Below are 15666 nucleotides of genomic sequence, written 5' to 3' on the forward strand. Positions count from 1 at the left end.
CCCATTCACTCGATGAGACCACCGTAGAACTTGACGTAACGTCAAGGTCAAGGCTTTTCCGGACGTACTTTCGCGCTTTTTCCGAGGTGTCGCAGACGTATGCCATCATCACCGGCATGTCGCCACCCTCATCAACCACAACGCCCCCGGCAGGGGCCACGCTGCACTGGCGCCCCACGCCGTCCGGCCACGAGATCGCCCTCGACGGTTCGACTCTCGTGTGCCGCAACTCGAAGGGTCGCCTGCTGAAGGCGGTCCCCCCTGCCGTCCGGAAGAGCGCCGAAGCTACGGAATTGTTGGCGCTGCGCGAGTTCCTGGAACGCCATGAACGCGAATGCCTCGCGACGGTCGAGACGTGGATGCTCGGCGCGTTCGCGATCCCCGTCGCGTTGCTCGCGGACCTGTGGCCGGACCCGTCCTGGCGCGCGGCCCTGACGGACCTCGCGGTGACGACCGAGCCGTCGGCCGAGCCCGGACTGCTGCGCGAGCTCGGCTCGGGACGTGTCGGCGTCGTCAATCTCGACGCCGAGACGGAGTGGTTGGAGACCGAGAAGATCCACATTCCGCACCCCGTCCTCATCGAGGACCTCGCCGATGTGCGCGAGTTCGCCGCCGAGCTCGGGATCGCCCAGTCGGCGTCTCAGCTGACGCGCGACGTACACGCGAAGCCGGAGTCGGTCTCGGGCAACACCGTCCGCGACTACGCGAACGGACAGTTCGACTCCCCCAGCGAACTGCGGGCCCGCGTCGCGCGTTACGGCTTCGCCATCCGCGGCAGTTACGCGATCTGTCACGCCAGCGACGACGGAGTCGAGTTGCAGGCGCGCTTTTGGATCGGCGATTCGTCCGACTACTACGAATCGGTCACGGGTGACCTGTTGTGGGTCGGTTCCGACGAGCGGACGGTCCCGTTGACGGCGGTCGGTCCGATCGCCTGGTCCGAGGGAATCCGAATGGCCGAACTGATCTACGCGGGAAGGAAGACCACCCAATGAGTGACGCCCTGTTGCGAGCGGGCCTCGCGCCGCTCGACGGAGACACCGGTCAGCCGCTGTCGGCCCGCACGTACGAACACCCCGGGCTCGGGGATCGTCCCGTCGTCCGACTGGTCGGCGAGCGCGTCGCCCCAGCCGAGGACGGAGCCCTCGCGTACCTGGGCTTCGGCGAACCGACCGTGTCCGCCCCGCGCTCTCGCACGGTCCTGCATGGACTTGAGTACCCGGCTTGGGCCCTCGTGAACGACCCTGCCAACGGACAGGTGGCGCTGGGCGCGCTTCGGGAGATGGAGCGCGCCGCGAAGACGGCCGTCGGTTCCCCCGCGAAAGCCGAGCGCTCGTTCATCGTCATCGCGAACAAACTGCCGCACACCCATCTGCCGAGTTTCTACGAACAGGCGGGGCGGTTGTTCACAGGTGCCGGCCGCGCCCATTTCGCCGGCCGCATGTTCGGCCGCGCGCGCGAGAACGAGGCGGTCTACGCGCTGCCGATCGACGAGAGCCTGCGCCGTGAGTCCTATCTGGAATTCGCCCTCGCGGGGGCGCTGACGGTCAAGGCGCTGACGTCCTATTTCGACGAACTGTCGGCGAAGCACTCGGCCACACACGCCAGGGACGTGTTCGCGGAGCTGGCCATCGGTCGAATCCGCGGCGGCCAGCCGCCGTGGGCAGCGATGTCGAAACAGTGGCGTCGCCTGAACACCGAAGCGGGAGAGAACGCGGCCGAGGCCGAACGGCGCCTGTTCGCCGAGATCCTCGACGCTCCGGTCATGAAGTCGGCGCCGGTGGCACTGTGGAAGGAGAGCCGGTCGACGCTCGTCGAACTGGGCACCCGGGACGCCAAACACCGGCGGACGCTCCTCCACCTGTTCCCCAGCTCGCAGACGTACAAGACCGCCGAGCACCACGCGTTCATCGACTGGTGGCTGGAACTGCTGGAGGACATCGGCGGCCCCGCCGCACTCGACACCCCGGACGCGGCCGTCAGCTGGCTGGAACAGTTGGGCTCCAAGTTGCAGGGGCCGCGCAGCGGCATGGCGCCGTCCAGGGTCGCCGGGTGGGTCGAACAGCTCGCGCCGCTGTGCAAGTCACCGGTCAACCTGGGCGGTTCCCGATACGCGGCGGTCAACATCGATCTCGTGAGTCTGTGTCTCTCCAACGGCATCCAGGTCGCGCCGCCCATCGCGAACAGCAACCTCAATCTGGCCGCGTGGAACGTCAGCGGCACGACGGACATCGCCCCATTGATGGAGGATCCGCACTTTCGCAAGCTCGTCTCGAGGGCCTTGAGCACGTCGCGAGGCGACGTGGTCGGCGCGAAGAAGCTTCGTCCGGCCGTCCGCGAATGGCTCTCCGATCTGCGCGAGGAAGGTGAGATCGGAGGCGTGCCCGCCGCCATGGTCTCGGTCAACGCCTATCTGAAGGCCGGCGGCGCCACCGACCCCGAGTTCATCCCCAAGGTCACCTCCGTCGATCTGACCGCCGCCGTCCGTCGATCACTCCACATGGGCCTCATCGACGAACTTCACTGGCCCGACTTCGACGCCGCGGTCAGGGAACTCGGGACCTCGGTCCAGGTGACGAGCAGCTGGCCCGTTCTCGTCGTCTACAACATGATCAAGGCCATCGCGATCGGACCACAGGGGAGGGTCGCCGAGCACGAGTTGCGACTGCCCGCCGGGCGATCCAAGCAATCGCCCATCGTGCGCTACTCGGACGGCGCGTTCTTCGTGGCATGGCGCGAGAACAACGATATTCGTCTCTATTGGAGCAATGAGCCGGAGGCGGTCCATTCGTCGACCGCCCAGTACTGGGACAGTCGCGGCGTCCGGGGCTTCTGCATGCTGGACGCCGACGGCGCCCGACTCACGTCGAACGGCCCCCAGCGACGTGGTGACCGGTGGATGGCGCCCTCGGCCGACTTCCTCAGCGACGGAACGAACTACTGGGAGACGCGTTCCCACGGGGTCAAGGGCGTGGACGGTTGGGTGAACCGACTGCCGAACGCCCCTTGGCCGCGCGCGCCGCTCACCTCACCAGGCAAGTGGGACCCTCAGCTCAGCAGCCTCGCGCCGCTCCAGCCGGGCATGGCGGAGACACCGCTGGGCACCGACGGCGGCCTGATCGGGTTCCACGTGGCGCGACACCCCAACGGGATCTCGGTCACCGGCATGGACGGGCGACACGCGTTCAGTTCACGGTGGACGGAACCATGGGGCGTGCTCGACATCCCCGAGCGTTCACATCGGATGGTCGTCGACGGGACGTCGCGTCACAATCTGACCGATGAGGACGGTCATCCGTTCACGTTCTCCACCGGCCTGATGCCGCCGACGGCGTTCTGGCACTTCCTGCGCGCACGTGATCCGAGGACGTCGAGGCTTCTCCGTGACATCACCGACGAGCAGGTCGCCACGTTGATCGCCGCCGCCGAGAAGCCCGCGACGAAGGAGACCGAACCGCCGTCGGAACCGACCCCGTTGGACAAGGCGATCGCCGAACTCGGGATCACCGACGCGGCGCTGGCTCGCGGCGTGTCGAGGCTCGTGCTCACCGCTCGGGACGTGATCGACCGCCGAGCCCTCGCGCTCGATCCTCCGAAAACGCAAGAGCAGGCACCGCTGCCGGTGGACGAGACCACCGTCTCCGTTGAGGCCTTGGCGCCCGCCGTGACGGGCTTGGAGGGACGCTACTCGCGCAACGCGACGCTGGCCACCACCACCAGGGTTCTGACGCTCTTGCTCACCGGCGCGACGGACATCGTCACGGCCCGGTCCAACAACATCAGCGAGACCGGCCTCGACGCGCTCAACCGACTCGCCGTCCTCGCGGTGCGCGGTGTCAGCCCCATCTACACGGATGAGACCCGGGCGTCGGTGCGTCAACTGTTCGTGAACCTGTCGACGAGCCCCCTTCTGTCGGGGAACGTGCGTTACGGCGTGGTTCAAACGGAACAGCACATCCAGCGAGGCTCGGCCGCCTCCGGATCGTTGTTCGCGACGCTCAACGCGCGAAGGATGAACGGGATGCCCCATCTCAGTTTCATCGAGATGGGCGAGCCGGAGCGGCCGGTGGAACCGACGACGATACGGACGTTGACCCCGACCTGGGGCAACCCGGAACGACTCGCCGAGTACGCCGCCGCCACCAAGTCCACCCCGGTCATGGAACTAGACGAGGAGGCCGTCGCGACGCTCGCGGGGCGCACCGGTCTCGGCCGTTCGGCCGCGATCCTGCTCCTGGTGGGGCTTCCGAACTTCGAAGCCTACGAAAAGGACTTCCTCGGAAAGGAGATCCGCGAACAGCTTGGGATCTCCACGAAACAGGCCACGGCCGCTCAAATCCGGTTGGCACCCGTCCGGAATCAACTGTGGGCCAACATGTACGAACGCGCCCTCGACACCGACGCGACCCTCGTCTTCGATCAGCGCCGGTTCGCCGATCGGCTCGCCGACGTCTGGATCGAGAGCCATGGGGCGTACCCGGAGATCTCCGACGAGGACGTGCTCCGTCTGGAGAAGCTCGGCATCGCCGGTCGGATCGGAACGATCCTGCGGCACCTCTCCGGAACACTCGACCCGTCCAGGCCGGAACCGGTCGACTCCTCACTCGTCGGGCTGCTGCACACGGCGCTGGTGTGGGCGTACAGCCGAATGCCCGGTGGCAGCGCGTACCTGTCGGGGTTCCCGGCCGTGTTGGAACGCGTTCGCGAGGCGCTGAAGGATCAAACGGTCACGCGGAGCTTGGGAACGTTCCCCACGTCCTCCTTCCCGGAGGAGCTGTTGACCGGAGACTGGGAACCCTCGACCAACGGCAGAGGCCAGCGGATGGACGCGGGGCTCATCGTCGCTTCGGCCTGGGGCTTCCAGTGGTCCTATTATTCGGTGAGTTTCCGGCCCGCGTTGTTGACCGATGACGTGTTCGGCGACACCCTTCGGGCGATGGACTCGCGCGGCGAGGTCGCCGAAACGGACTGGCTGCGCGGGGACGACGCGACGGCGTTCGCGGCGCACGCGGCGTCCATCCCGGCGGGACGTTTCGCCGCCGATCCACGAGTGAGCGCGCCGGACGTCGTCACCGCCGTGATGGACGCCCACGCGCTCGGCGAGGACGCGGCGACGCTGTATCTCCAGCTGCTCACCGTGTTCAACCCGACCGACCAGGACATTCGCATGTGGAATGATTGGAAGGCCGCACGTCACAAGAAGGCGATCACGGAGCTCGCTTCGACGGATCTGGTACTGGAGGCGAAGCGGGCCCGAGCCGGGCGTGGATTGTTCATCCCCGGTGGCTGGAAGACCGAGAAGGCACCACGCGCGCCATACGAGACGTGGAAGAAGAAGCTGTACCCGAACCCGGGCCACGCCCGGCTCACTCCACACACGACCTACACAGCCCTGTTCACGCGGGCGTGGGAGTTGGTGAAGTCGGGCGACGGCCCCAAGTAGGACGCCGACCCCGCCACCCTGGCCCGAGAAGCCGGGGTGGCGGGCCGACCGCCCTCGCGCGGCGGCGTCATTCCTGGCGGGCGAACAGTTCCAGGTGCCCGCAGTTCGTGCAGCGGAATGCCTCGACGGCGAGTTTTCCTCTGCCCATGGTCTTCGCTCCACCGAGGAAGCCGCGTTCGAGCGTGCCGGCGATCCATCGTCCGTAGCCCTGGGCGTTCTGGCCGCTATCGGCCATGAAGCCCGGTTCGAAGCTGGTACTCGAGCAACACGTGCAAGTCATGGTCATGGCGGCGAAGCTACCCCGCCAGTGCCATCGGGCTTCCCGCGCTCAGGCGTCGATCGTGGTCAGCCAGCGGGCGAACGGGTCACTCGGATCCTCGTCCTCCATCTCGGCGAGTGTGACGAGGTCCAGCGCCCGTTCGGGAATCGTCGTGTCGAACTCGGCGAGCAGCCAACGGCGGTAGGCGCAATCCGGGTCACGCGGGGTCTCGCCGTCGATCTCGTCGAAGGTGGGCGGGCCGGACCATTCGCGCGACCAGCACAACTCGTCATAGCCGATGGCGACCAACCTGAGGAAGTCGAGCGGCGTCTCACCGAGCACACAGACGGCGGTGGAGCCCGAGCCGGAACCCATGTGGACGATGCGCTGGCGACCGTCATCGTCGATCCACAGTGCCGCCATCGACCCGTCGCCTCCCGTCTGAGCGAAGACGCACACCCGATCGAGGACGGCGCGGTCGTCCGTCCCGAACCAGTGCTCGAGACAGTCGGTCCCGTCGGCACGGAACTCGATGTTGGTGGCGTACCCCGAATCGTCGGGAACGTCCAGGAATCCACTGAGGAATCCTTCGTGGTCCGTGACGGTCGCGTGCGTCTCGATCCAGCCGTACAGGCGGTCGAGTTCCTCGGGCACCGCCATTCCGGGGCCGAGGACCTCGGTCAACTGTCGCGTCAAACGGTTCATCGGTCACCTTCGTCGGCGGTCACGGACTCCCGTTCTACCCGATCGCGGCAAGTCGGCCGGAAGCGCGCGACAAAACGAGGGAGGACCGGCACGGCGCCAAGCCGGGGAGGTGAATTCTGCTGGATCGGTGGCTTGCGGGCCGTGCGGGTTGGTGGGTGCTCGCGTTTCCCGGCTTGGTGGGTCTTTCTTCCCGCCCGTACATCGTGTTCCGGTCGCGTACGTCGACCCACCAAGCCGAAAATGGGCGGTCGCGTCGGTGGCGAAGCGGTCGCGTATGGGGTGATGGTGCTCTTCGGGAGCTGTGTGTCTCGTGCCGCCGCATTCGGTCGGCGACCTGCCTCGCCACGAGCGCCGCACCGCGAACGAACGCCGATGTCCCCACGGCAGAACGCCGTCGGGTCCGCCGCCACACGGATCCCGACCGGTGCGTCCCATGCCGCGTACGCGGCGCCGATACCGCGTTCGCGCGCGACGGCAACGGTGAACGCTAGCGCCGTCGCCCGCACGCTCTAAGATCGCCAGGATGAGCTCCGCAGCCGTGGACGAGCGACCACCCGCCTCGACGCCCGCCGACGCGGACCCGGTGCCGCCGAGTCTGCGTCTGGCGTTGACTCCTCGTGTGCCGACGGATCGGCTGCGGGGCTGGATAACCGTCGCGATCGTGACGGCGTTCGGCGCCGCGCTCCGCCTCGTCGGCCTGACGCACCCGAAGGGCCTGATCTTCGACGAGGTGTACTACGCGCAGGACGCCCACCAGATGCTCGCCCACGGGGTCGAGTGGAATGTCGACGCCGCGACGGGATCCTATGTGGCGCATCCCCCGCTGGGGAAGTGGTGCATCGCGCTCGGCGAATGGCTCTTCGGCTACGGCGAGTTCGGCTGGCGGATCTCGTCGGTCGTCGCGGGCGTCGTCTCGATCCTGCTGGTCACGCTCCTGACGCGGCGGCTCACCGGTTCGACGATGCTCGGCGGGGCGGCGGGCCTGCTCATGTCGATGGACGGCCTGCACCTGGTGCTGTCGCGGACCGCGCTCCTCGACGTCTTCGTCATGGTGTTCGTTCTGGGCGCCTTCTACTGCGTCGTGCTCGACCGGGACGCCCGACGAGCGCGTTGGTTGCGCGCCTTGGAGAACGGCCTCGATCCGAGTAGGGCGCGCCCGCACCGCTCGGTGCGCTGGTGGCGCGTCGCGGCCGGTGTCATGTCCGGTCTCGCGATGGGCGTCAAGTGGAGCGCCCTGTGGTACATCCTGCTGTTCATCGTCCTCGTGTACGTGTGGGAATGGCGACTGCGGCGCACCGCCGGGGTGCGACACGCCGCCCGGGACACGTTCATCGACGAGACGGGTTGGATGTTCGTGTTCGGCGTGACGTCGATCGTGACGTACCTGTCGACCTGGTGGGGCTGGTTCGCGTCGGACAAGGGGTCGTTCCGGCATTGGTTGGCTGAGAACGGACACGACGAACCGCCCGTCATCGGCCCGTTGTACAACCTGTGGCAGTACCACCTGGACGTGCTCGAGTTCCATGAGACGTTGACGTCCGAGCACACGTATCAGTCCTGGCCGTGGGAGTGGATGTTCAACGCCCGGCCGGTCGCGTTCTTCTGGTCTTCCGATGTGGACTGTGGGGCCGCCCGGTGCGCGTCCGAGGTGCTGTTGCTGGGAACTCCGTTGCTGTGGTGGGCGTTCGTACCGGCGTTGATCGCGCTCGTCTGGTTCTCCATCGTCAAACGGGACTGGCGCGGCTGGGCGATCCTCGGCGGAGTCTTCGCGGGGATCGCTCCGTGGCTGATGTACCCCGAGCGGACGATGTTCTTCTTCTACACGCTGCCCGCCGAGCCGTTCCTGGTCATGGCGGTGGTGTTCGCGTTGGGGATGATCGTCGGCCCGGCGCAGGCGTCGCCGGAGCGACGTCTGGCGGGGGCGCTCGTCGTCGGTGGCATCGTCATCCTGATCGCGTTGTGCTTCGCGTACTTCTGGCCGCTGTACACGGGCCAGCCGATGCCGTACGACGACTGGCATCACCGGATGTGGCTCGACTCGCGGTGGATCTGACCCGCTCGGCGGGCACCGCTCGATAGGGTGCCTTCGGATGACGGGGGCTTTCGTATGCGTGTGCGGCTCGACTTTCCGGCGCCGATCCCGGTGGGGCACCGGATCGAGGTGACGACGTTCGCCGCGCCCCGGCCGGGCCCGAACGAGCCCGTCGGGGATCCGAGTCGGTCTCCCGTCGTGCACGATCTCGACTCCGGCATTCGATACGCCGACGAGGTGCACGTCAGCGGTCGGGGCCGACACGGAGGCTTCCTTCTCGCGCCGCGCGACGACCTGTCGGTCACGGCCGTGATCCGGGGACGGGTCACCGCGTGCACACTCGTCCATGTCTCGATTCACCCGATCCAACACACGGTGCTGGAAGTCGAACCACTCGACGATTTCGACTGACACGGCCGCCTCGTGCTCTCGCCGTGCGTTTCTCGTGCCGACGGCGCGCACCATTGCTGACAGCGGACGTCGCGGGCCACCCCCTCCCCCCAGGCTCGCGCGTCTCGCGCATACGGCGCTACTCCAGCACAGCCGCTCGCCCCTGATCGGACGAGACCGGGTCATTCCGGACTCAACACGGAACCGATCAGTGGCGAGCGGTCGTGTGCCCGGGAGAATCACGCCGGACCTCGCCCTTCTCGCTGACAACGCCCCAGTTCGCAGCGCCCGCGACCACGGACGCACATTGGACCAACGCCGGCCGGTGTAGCGGACCGCCCGGCATCGTCCGTAGAAGGTGATCCGGACGTGGTCGTCGAGACGTCGCGGCGATGAGGACCGTCGAGATCCTTCTCGATCTCGCTCGCCACCGGCGACACGACGAGAACACTTGGCGCGCCGACGTTGCGATCGCGCCGACGACGAGGAGCCCCCGGCCGGTCGAAGGCCTTCACTGTGGAGTCCTCGGCGCCGTACGACGCGCACTCCCGCGGAGCTCCTCCCGCGCCGCGAACATCTGGCGCCAATGTGTCAACGCGCTACGGCGTGTCAGCCCTGGTGCACGTGCAGAACGGCCTAGCATGTGGCGCGGGATCGTCCCCATTCCCGTACCCGGCTCACCCACAGGCGGGTTCCCCGTCTCACCGAGGACTAATCACTATGGACTCTGTCGCGGATCCACTCCTCATCGATTGCCCCGATTGCAATGGAAACGGCGCGGTCCTGCACGACTGTCCGTGCGCGGCCATCGAGAACTCGACGGACCTCGACGACTGTCCACACTGTCTGGGGACGGGCGATCTGTCGGGTGACTGCCTCAGCTGCGACGGCGGCGGCAGATCCCGGGCGCAACTCGTCCTCACCATGATCAATCTCGATCTGTCGACGATCGCCTCCGCCACGATCATCCCCGGCGTTCTCGCCGCCGTCGACGCCCCACCGAATCGACGCGGTGCCGAACTGGCGCTCGACATCGAGCCGACCCTCCACGAACTGGCGGACCGCGTCGGCGGGATCTGGTGCAAGGAACTCGAACCGACCCAGGCCGCCCGAGCCAGACCGATACCGCTCGACTGTTCCTCGGACGATCCGATCTCGGTGCGGCTCGCCACCGAGGCGAGGGCGCTCGCCCGACACGGCGCCAACCGCCACTGGATCTTCACCGCGCACACCCAACCACCGGAGAACCCGCCGCCGGACGTGGCGCTCGCCCGCCTGTGCCGCCTCGCGGACCTGCTGTGTCTCGACCTCATCGTCCAATATCAACCATGGCTCGGTCCCGACCGGGCCCCGATCCTGCGACGCTGGGACCTGCGCCTCGCGCTGCCGGGCCAGCCCCTTCCGCACGGGCACATCCTGCCGGACGCCCAGGACGACCCGGCGGCGCTCATCGGAATGGCCGATCCCGGCACGCTGCTGGCCCGCCTGCACCCGCTCGGGCAGCGGGCCGACCCCGACACGACACCGGCGCACCGCATCCGACCTCGCGGCGCCGCCGTCACCGACGAGGCGATCGGCACCGTCGACGCGCTCGTCGAACGGGTGCGAAACGCCATCGAGGTCGACGGCGGCGGCGCCGGGGTCTGGCGCGACGGCGCCTGGCACATCTCGGGTGTGCGCCGCAACGGAGAGACGACGGTCGTACGGCCGCGATCGCGGGGAAGGCTCGCCGAACAGGAGATCCTGCTGTGGGCGTTGACGGACCCGCCGCCGGACCCGTCGTACTGGGGGGAGCCCATCCCCGGCCAGGACTGCCCCACCTGCGAATCCGGCACTCCGTGGGCCGTCTGCCCGTGCCGAGACGCCGACGGGCAGTCCGACCCGGGCTGCCGCCACTGCGGCGGTGGCGGTTCGCGGCCCGTCGCGCACTGCCACACGTGCGAGGAGACCGGGCGGCTCCATCATGGAGCATCCATCACGATCACCGACCTCGACGGCAAGGCCGAGCATCTGCATTGGACCGTCGACGCCGACGCCTCGTTCACGCCGTACGAGTCCGCCGAACTCCCCGACGGCTACTGCGGCTACCGCCTCGACCAGCATTACCGCATCACGGAACTGTTGCGGCGGCGCGACATCGACGGCGCGGACGTGTCGCACGTCCCGTACGGGTTGACCGCGACGTCCCTGTTCGACGGACGATTCGTCGGACCGTGTGGAATGGACGCCCGAGAGCTGACACTGGGCTTCGTGACCGCGGCGACCCGGGGCCAGCCCGGCGGTCGCAGTTTCCTCGTCGTGACGCCCCGCCGGTATCACTCGCTCAGCGGTCTGGCTCAGATCTGCTTCGGACTCGGCTACGAACTGTACGTGTCGCTGTGCGACACGCGTGGGGCTTCGCGGACGTCCCCGCTCGCCCCGCCGGGCGCCCAACACTGGAATGTGGACATCACTCCCCCGCACCGTCAGAGCGGGTCCCGAGATACGGCGGCCCGGTTGGACACGGCGATCGCGACGGCGAAACGCCTCCTCATCGAACGCGCGGGCGAGCAACCCCACTCCGCCACCATGGGGCTGCCCGCGCCCCAGCAACCCGTCCCGGCGACGACCGACCTGGACACGCTGGAACCCCTGCTGACGGAACTCGGTGGCCGCTACGACGAACCACCACGCCTCATCGTCGCGCGCCTGGCACCCGGAAGCGTGCGCATCACCCACCACAGTGGCAAGGACGACGACGGGGAGATCCTCGCCGACGCCGATTCGGTCGCGAGCGCACGGGCGCTGCTCTGAATTCGAGCCGAGCGCACCGGCCCGCCTAGCTCCGCTGCGCGGAAGTCACCTTCCACGCTTGGTGGCACTGCCGCTCAGACCGCGGAAAGCCTCGGAAACGGCCACCCCGGCCGGAGCGAGAAGACGGACGAGGCGAGCACCGACCGAATGAGACCACACCGCCCGGCCGAAAACCTCGACTCGACGTCGAGAAACGTCTCCGGCCAGGTGAGACCACCTTCGGCTCGGCTGGGGCCGAGTACGAACGGATGGCGCCCTGCGGTGACACGCCTCACAATGACATTGCCCCGACGCGACGTCAGGGGTGGATCATTCGACGCATGCAGGAACTCGAAGTGGGTGAGGTCGCCGCGCTGACGGGGCTGACCGTGCGGACGCTGCACCATTACGACCGGCTCGGGCTGGTCGTTCCCGCGCGGGACGCCGTGACGGGCCATCGGCGGTACTCGTCCGTCGACATCGAACGGATCTATCGCGTGCAGGCGTTGCGGCGCTTGGGTTTTCCGTTGAAGGACATGCCCCCGCTACTCGACGGGGACGCCGGTGAGCCACTGATCGACGTCGTCGACGGACAACTGCGCCACACCCACGCCGAACTGTCCTCGCTGCGCGCGCACGCCGACCGCCTGTCGGCCGTCCGCGCCGTCCTCGCGCGCGACGAAACGCCGGAGCGCGCCGACCTGCTATCCCTGATTGCGAGCACCACGATGCTGCGTCCCGAACTGCGCCACGACTACGCGAACCAGGCCAATCGTTACGACTCGACCAGGGGCGCGAGCCCTTCCATTCTCGACGGTCTGACGCGATACCTGAGTGGGGCGCCCGGCCCCGTCCTGTGGGACATCGGGGGCGGAACCGGCAACTACGCCGTCGCGATGCGCGACGCCGGTTGGGATCCCACCATCGTCGACGTCAGCGCCGACATGCGGGAGGAGGCCGCACGGAAGGGCCTGCCCGTCATCGCCGCCGACGCGACCGCGCTACCGAGCGTCGACGGCACCGTCGACGCGGTGGTGATGGTGTCGATGCTGCACCAGGTCGACGACTGGCGCGCGGCGCTCGCGGAGACGGCCCGGGTGCTCCGCCCCGGTGGACGGCTGGCGGTGATGGTGCTGACCGCCGACCATCTCCGGGAGGTGACGTGGGCGTACGACCTGTTCCCGAGCATGCGTCGCTTCGCGGTCGACCGGCGAATGTCCCTGGCGGAACTGAGCGGGGCTCTCGACGGCGCGGAGGTGGTCCCCCTGTGGTTCACGGACATGGAGGACGCGTCGATCGCCGCCCTGTGCGCTCATCCGACGACCATCCTCGATGAGCGGCTGCGTCGGCAGACGAGCTTCTTCGAGCGGATGGAACGCGACAATCCGGCCGAGCTGGCCGGGGGATTGGCGACCCTTCGCCGCATGCTGGACCGTGGCGAGTCCCCACTCGAGGAGCGGTCCGAGGCCCGCTCCCGGTTGGGCGACGCGAGCCTCCTGACATGGACGAAACCGGTCGACGAGTAGCGTCCACTCTCTTCACCTAAGTGCAATCCACTATGGTGAGTCCATGATGGACGACCGCGGATAGTAGCGGCTCGGGTATCATTGACCTTGTCGGTTGTCGACAACCGACAGAAACTAGAGGCTGTCCCGTCACCTCAGGTCGAGGGATGCGGGTCGGGCGTCACCCGGCAGGGTCGGGAATCGCCCGCGTACAACACATGTGCGCGGGCGTTCGTGATTCGGCCGACCGCGTTCCGACACGACCGAGTCGACAAGTTGACGGGTGCCTCGAGAGGTTGTCCCGTCACCTCGGGTAGAGCGAGAGGAGACCGTCCGAGGCAGTCGGCGGAGCCGAGAATCGCCCGGACACCGTGAGTGTGCGGGAGGTTCGACGACCCGACCGACCGCGCCGAGGGCGAACGTCCCGAACCCGCCGGGTTGGGGCGACCTCGACGTCATTCGCGCTGTAGGTGAGGTTGGCATGGTCAAACACTCCTATTCCAAGGAAACCCGGCCGAGAGCGGTGATCTACGCCCAGATTGTCGTTGCGCTCCAACTCGTCATCCCACTCGTCGCCGCCGCCTATCTCCTCGTCTTCGAGGAGATCCGAGACCTCGCCGAACACAGGGGCATGATCATCGCCTATGTCGTGTTCGGAGTGGTCCTGATCGGACTGTCATTCGGTCTGTACAAACGGAACAACGCGGCACGAAGCTGGTTGATCGGGGTCGAAGCGCTGATCATCACCGCTCAGGTCTTCATACTGCTCGCGCAGGCACCCTTCACCTCGATCGCCGAAGCGATCCTGTCCACCGTGGTGCTGGTCCTGCTCAGTCTCGACGACTCCCGAGAATGGTTCGAGAACAAGGAATCGAGGCCGTAGCCTCATTCCGAACCACGCAGTTCGGCGGCCTCCGCCTCGGCGGTGGCCGCCTCGCCGTCCAGTCCGAGCTCACGCAGCGACCCGGCGAGGTCGTCCAGCGCCTCGACGAGCCACGGCCCGTACAGTTCCGGCTCGGTGGCGTTGAGGAATCGGTAGTGGACGATCGCGTCGCGGGCCGCCGCGGCCGACTCCTCCTTGCGCCCCAGACGATCCAGGCGTCGGGCCTGATCGGTGAGGACGACCGCGAGGGTGGCCGTGTACGCGTCCGGGTCCGCCTCCGTGAGCTCCCGCACAACGACGATCGCGGTCTCGGCCATCGCCGCGGCTTCGTCGAGTCGTCCGGCCTCGTCCAGGAGAACGGCCGAATCGCACCGCGCCTCCGCCAAAGCCGAGCGGTACCGCCCCGGGTCGGTGGCCGCCAAGGACTCGATCAAGGTCGTCGAATCGTTGCTGGACTCGACCGCGGCGGCGAAGTCGCCCGCCTCGGCGAACCGGTTCGCCAAGTGCGCCAGACCTTCGCCCAGGCGCTCGACGCCGCGCGGTTCCGTGGCGTGGTCGCGCAGCATGCCGACGCTCTCCTCGGTCGCCTCGAGGGCGGCCTGCATCTTATCCATCTCGGACAGACGCCCGCCCAGGTTGAGCAGCGCGGTGGCCAGGTGGCCGTGGTAGCGCTCCGGATCCTCGCCGACGAGCTTCCGATAGACGGCGACGCATTGCCTGGCCGTGTCGGCGGCCTCTTCGACGTGCTCGGTGCCCGCGAGATCGACACTGATGTTGTTGAGCACCATCGCGAGCTCGGCCTGGTGAGTGTCGGGGTCCTGTTCGACGAGCACCCGGTAACGCTCGGCGCATTCGCGCATCGTCTCCAGGGCCTCCTCGTGGCGCCCCACCCGGTTCAGTCTCAGGCTGAGATTGTTCAGCGTGGACGCGAGACCGTGCGCGACGTCGTCATCGTCCGCGTCGAGCCCTCGGAAGCGTCGAACGGATTCGAGGGACGCGTCGAGTGCCTCGGCGTCCAGACCGGCGGCGGCGAGTCGATTGCCGAGGCCGTTGAGCGCGGTGGCGAGGCCGAGTTCGTACACGGCGTCGTCTTCGACGAGGGAGCGGTAACGAGCGACCGCGGCTCGCGCCGCGTCGAGGGCCTCGGTCGGAAGGTCGTTGGCGGCGAGGTGCGCGGCGAGGCGCCCCTCGGCGGTGGCGAGCGCCGCGCGGTCTCCGGGGCCGACCTCGTCGTCCTCGGATCGCAGTAGCGTTTGTGCGATGTGGACCGATTCTGCGGCGGCGGCGAGGGCCTCGCGGTGCCGGCCGGAGTTCTCCAGATGCTGGGCGTAGTGCCCGAGGACGGTCACGGCGGCGCGGCGCCCGCGCGCCGACGCGACGCTCCGCACGGCGGTGACGGCGGCTGCGGAGGCCGCGAGCGCCTCTGCGTGACGGCCGAGCGCGTCCAGCGCGAGCGCGAGTTGATCGAGGTCACCGCCGACGTCGACGGGGTCGGCGTCCGGCCCGCGTCTGGCGATCGCCGCCGCGACGACGTCGACACCGTCGCCGTCGTGTGTGGCCGGTTGAATGACGTCGCCGGTTCCTGCCGTCATTGAGCGCTCCCCTGTTCGCGGTCGGCCGCGCCGACGGTGCGATACCTCGGCACTTCGAAACATTGTGCCCCAATACAACAACACG

10 protein-coding genes are annotated in these 15666 nt (G+C 68.1%); 7 read left to right on the forward strand and 3 right to left on the reverse strand.

What is annotated here, in order from left to right:
* The first annotated feature begins 116 nt into the window (after window positions 1-116).
* Window positions 117-995: a DUF4132 domain-containing protein gene (locus ACM9NP_RS13445; protein WP_415647007.1), complete on the forward strand. Its 879-nt coding sequence runs from the start codon at window positions 117-119 to the stop codon at window positions 993-995.
* Window positions 992-5443, forward strand: a complete 4452-nt coding sequence (locus tag ACM9NP_RS13450; RefSeq protein WP_415647008.1) for a hypothetical protein — start codon at window positions 992-994, stop codon at window positions 5441-5443. The genes ACM9NP_RS13445 and ACM9NP_RS13450 overlap by 4 nt, the downstream gene beginning before the upstream one ends.
* A 67-nt stretch (window positions 5444-5510) precedes the next feature.
* Here ACM9NP_RS13450 and ACM9NP_RS13455 read toward each other — a convergent pair whose 3' ends face one another.
* Window positions 5511-5729, reverse strand: a complete 219-nt coding sequence (locus ACM9NP_RS13455; RefSeq protein WP_415647009.1) for a hypothetical protein — start codon at window positions 5727-5729, stop codon at window positions 5511-5513.
* 42 nt (window positions 5730-5771) lie between these two features.
* Window positions 5772-6407 carry an SMI1/KNR4 family protein gene (locus tag ACM9NP_RS13460; protein WP_415647010.1) on the reverse strand — a complete coding sequence of 212 codons (636 nt, stop codon included), beginning with the start codon at window positions 6405-6407 and terminating at the stop codon, window positions 5772-5774.
* 523 nt (window positions 6408-6930) lie between these two features.
* On the opposite strand from ACM9NP_RS13460, the gene ACM9NP_RS13465 reads away from it, so the two are divergent.
* The 5 genes from ACM9NP_RS13465 to ACM9NP_RS13485 all read left to right on the forward strand — a co-directional run bounded on the left by ACM9NP_RS13465 (window position 6931) and on the right by ACM9NP_RS13485 (window position 13989).
* Window positions 6931-8460 carry a dolichyl-phosphate-mannose--protein mannosyltransferase gene (locus ACM9NP_RS13465; RefSeq protein ID WP_415647011.1) on the forward strand — a complete coding sequence of 510 codons (1530 nt, stop codon included), beginning with the start codon at window positions 6931-6933 and terminating at the stop codon, window positions 8458-8460.
* Window positions 8461-8514: 54 nt separating this feature from the next.
* The gene (locus tag ACM9NP_RS13470; RefSeq protein WP_415647012.1) at window positions 8515-8850 is read left to right on the forward strand and encodes a hypothetical protein; all 336 of its coding nucleotides are present in this window, start codon (window positions 8515-8517) and stop codon (window positions 8848-8850) included.
* 699 nt (window positions 8851-9549) lie between these two features.
* Window positions 9550-11622 carry a hypothetical protein gene (locus tag ACM9NP_RS13475; protein ID WP_415647013.1) on the forward strand — a complete coding sequence of 691 codons (2073 nt, stop codon included), beginning with the start codon at window positions 9550-9552 and terminating at the stop codon, window positions 11620-11622.
* A 320-nt stretch (window positions 11623-11942) separates the two neighbouring features.
* The gene (locus ACM9NP_RS13480) at window positions 11943-13127 is read left to right on the forward strand and encodes a MerR family transcriptional regulator (protein WP_415647014.1); all 1185 of its coding nucleotides are present in this window, start codon (window positions 11943-11945) and stop codon (window positions 13125-13127) included.
* A 460-nt stretch (window positions 13128-13587) separates the two neighbouring features.
* On the forward strand, window positions 13588-13989 hold the full coding sequence (locus tag ACM9NP_RS13485) for a hypothetical protein (protein ID WP_415647015.1): 402 nt from the start codon (window positions 13588-13590) through the stop codon (window positions 13987-13989).
* Window positions 13990-13991: 2 nt separating this feature from the next.
* Here ACM9NP_RS13485 and ACM9NP_RS13490 read toward each other — a convergent pair whose 3' ends face one another.
* The gene (locus tag ACM9NP_RS13490) at window positions 13992-15581 is read right to left on the reverse strand and encodes a tetratricopeptide repeat protein (RefSeq protein WP_415647016.1); all 1590 of its coding nucleotides are present in this window, start codon (window positions 15579-15581) and stop codon (window positions 13992-13994) included.
* Between the last annotated feature and the right edge of the window lie 85 nt (window positions 15582-15666).

The organism is Stackebrandtia soli, assembly GCF_965137155.1.
Classification (GTDB): Bacteria; Actinomycetota; Actinomycetes; order Mycobacteriales; family Micromonosporaceae; genus Stackebrandtia; species Stackebrandtia soli.

Excerpts from the sequence above, each read along its gene's own strand:
- ACM9NP_RS13445 (WP_415647007.1), top strand. The coding sequence starts at position 117 with ATGTCGCCACCCTCATCAACCACAACGCCCCCGGCAGGGGCCACGCTG.
- ACM9NP_RS13450 (WP_415647008.1), top strand. The coding sequence starts at position 992 with ATGAGTGACGCCCTGTTGCGAGCGGGCCTCGCGCCGCTCGACGGAGAC.
- ACM9NP_RS13455 (WP_415647009.1), bottom strand. The coding sequence starts at position 5,729 with ATGACCATGACTTGCACGTGTTGCTCGAGTACCAGCTTCGAACCGGGC.
- ACM9NP_RS13460 (WP_415647010.1), bottom strand. The coding sequence starts at position 6,407 with ATGAACCGTTTGACGCGACAGTTGACCGAGGTCCTCGGCCCCGGAATG.
- ACM9NP_RS13465 (WP_415647011.1), top strand. The coding sequence starts at position 6,931 with ATGAGCTCCGCAGCCGTGGACGAGCGACCACCCGCCTCGACGCCCGCC.
- ACM9NP_RS13470 (WP_415647012.1), top strand. The coding sequence starts at position 8,515 with ATGCGTGTGCGGCTCGACTTTCCGGCGCCGATCCCGGTGGGGCACCGG.
- ACM9NP_RS13475 (WP_415647013.1), top strand. The coding sequence starts at position 9,550 with ATGGACTCTGTCGCGGATCCACTCCTCATCGATTGCCCCGATTGCAAT.
- ACM9NP_RS13480 (WP_415647014.1), top strand. The coding sequence starts at position 11,943 with ATGCAGGAACTCGAAGTGGGTGAGGTCGCCGCGCTGACGGGGCTGACC.
- ACM9NP_RS13485 (WP_415647015.1), top strand. The coding sequence starts at position 13,588 with ATGGTCAAACACTCCTATTCCAAGGAAACCCGGCCGAGAGCGGTGATC.
- ACM9NP_RS13490 (WP_415647016.1), bottom strand. The coding sequence starts at position 15,581 with ATGACGGCAGGAACCGGCGACGTCATTCAACCGGCCACACACGACGGC.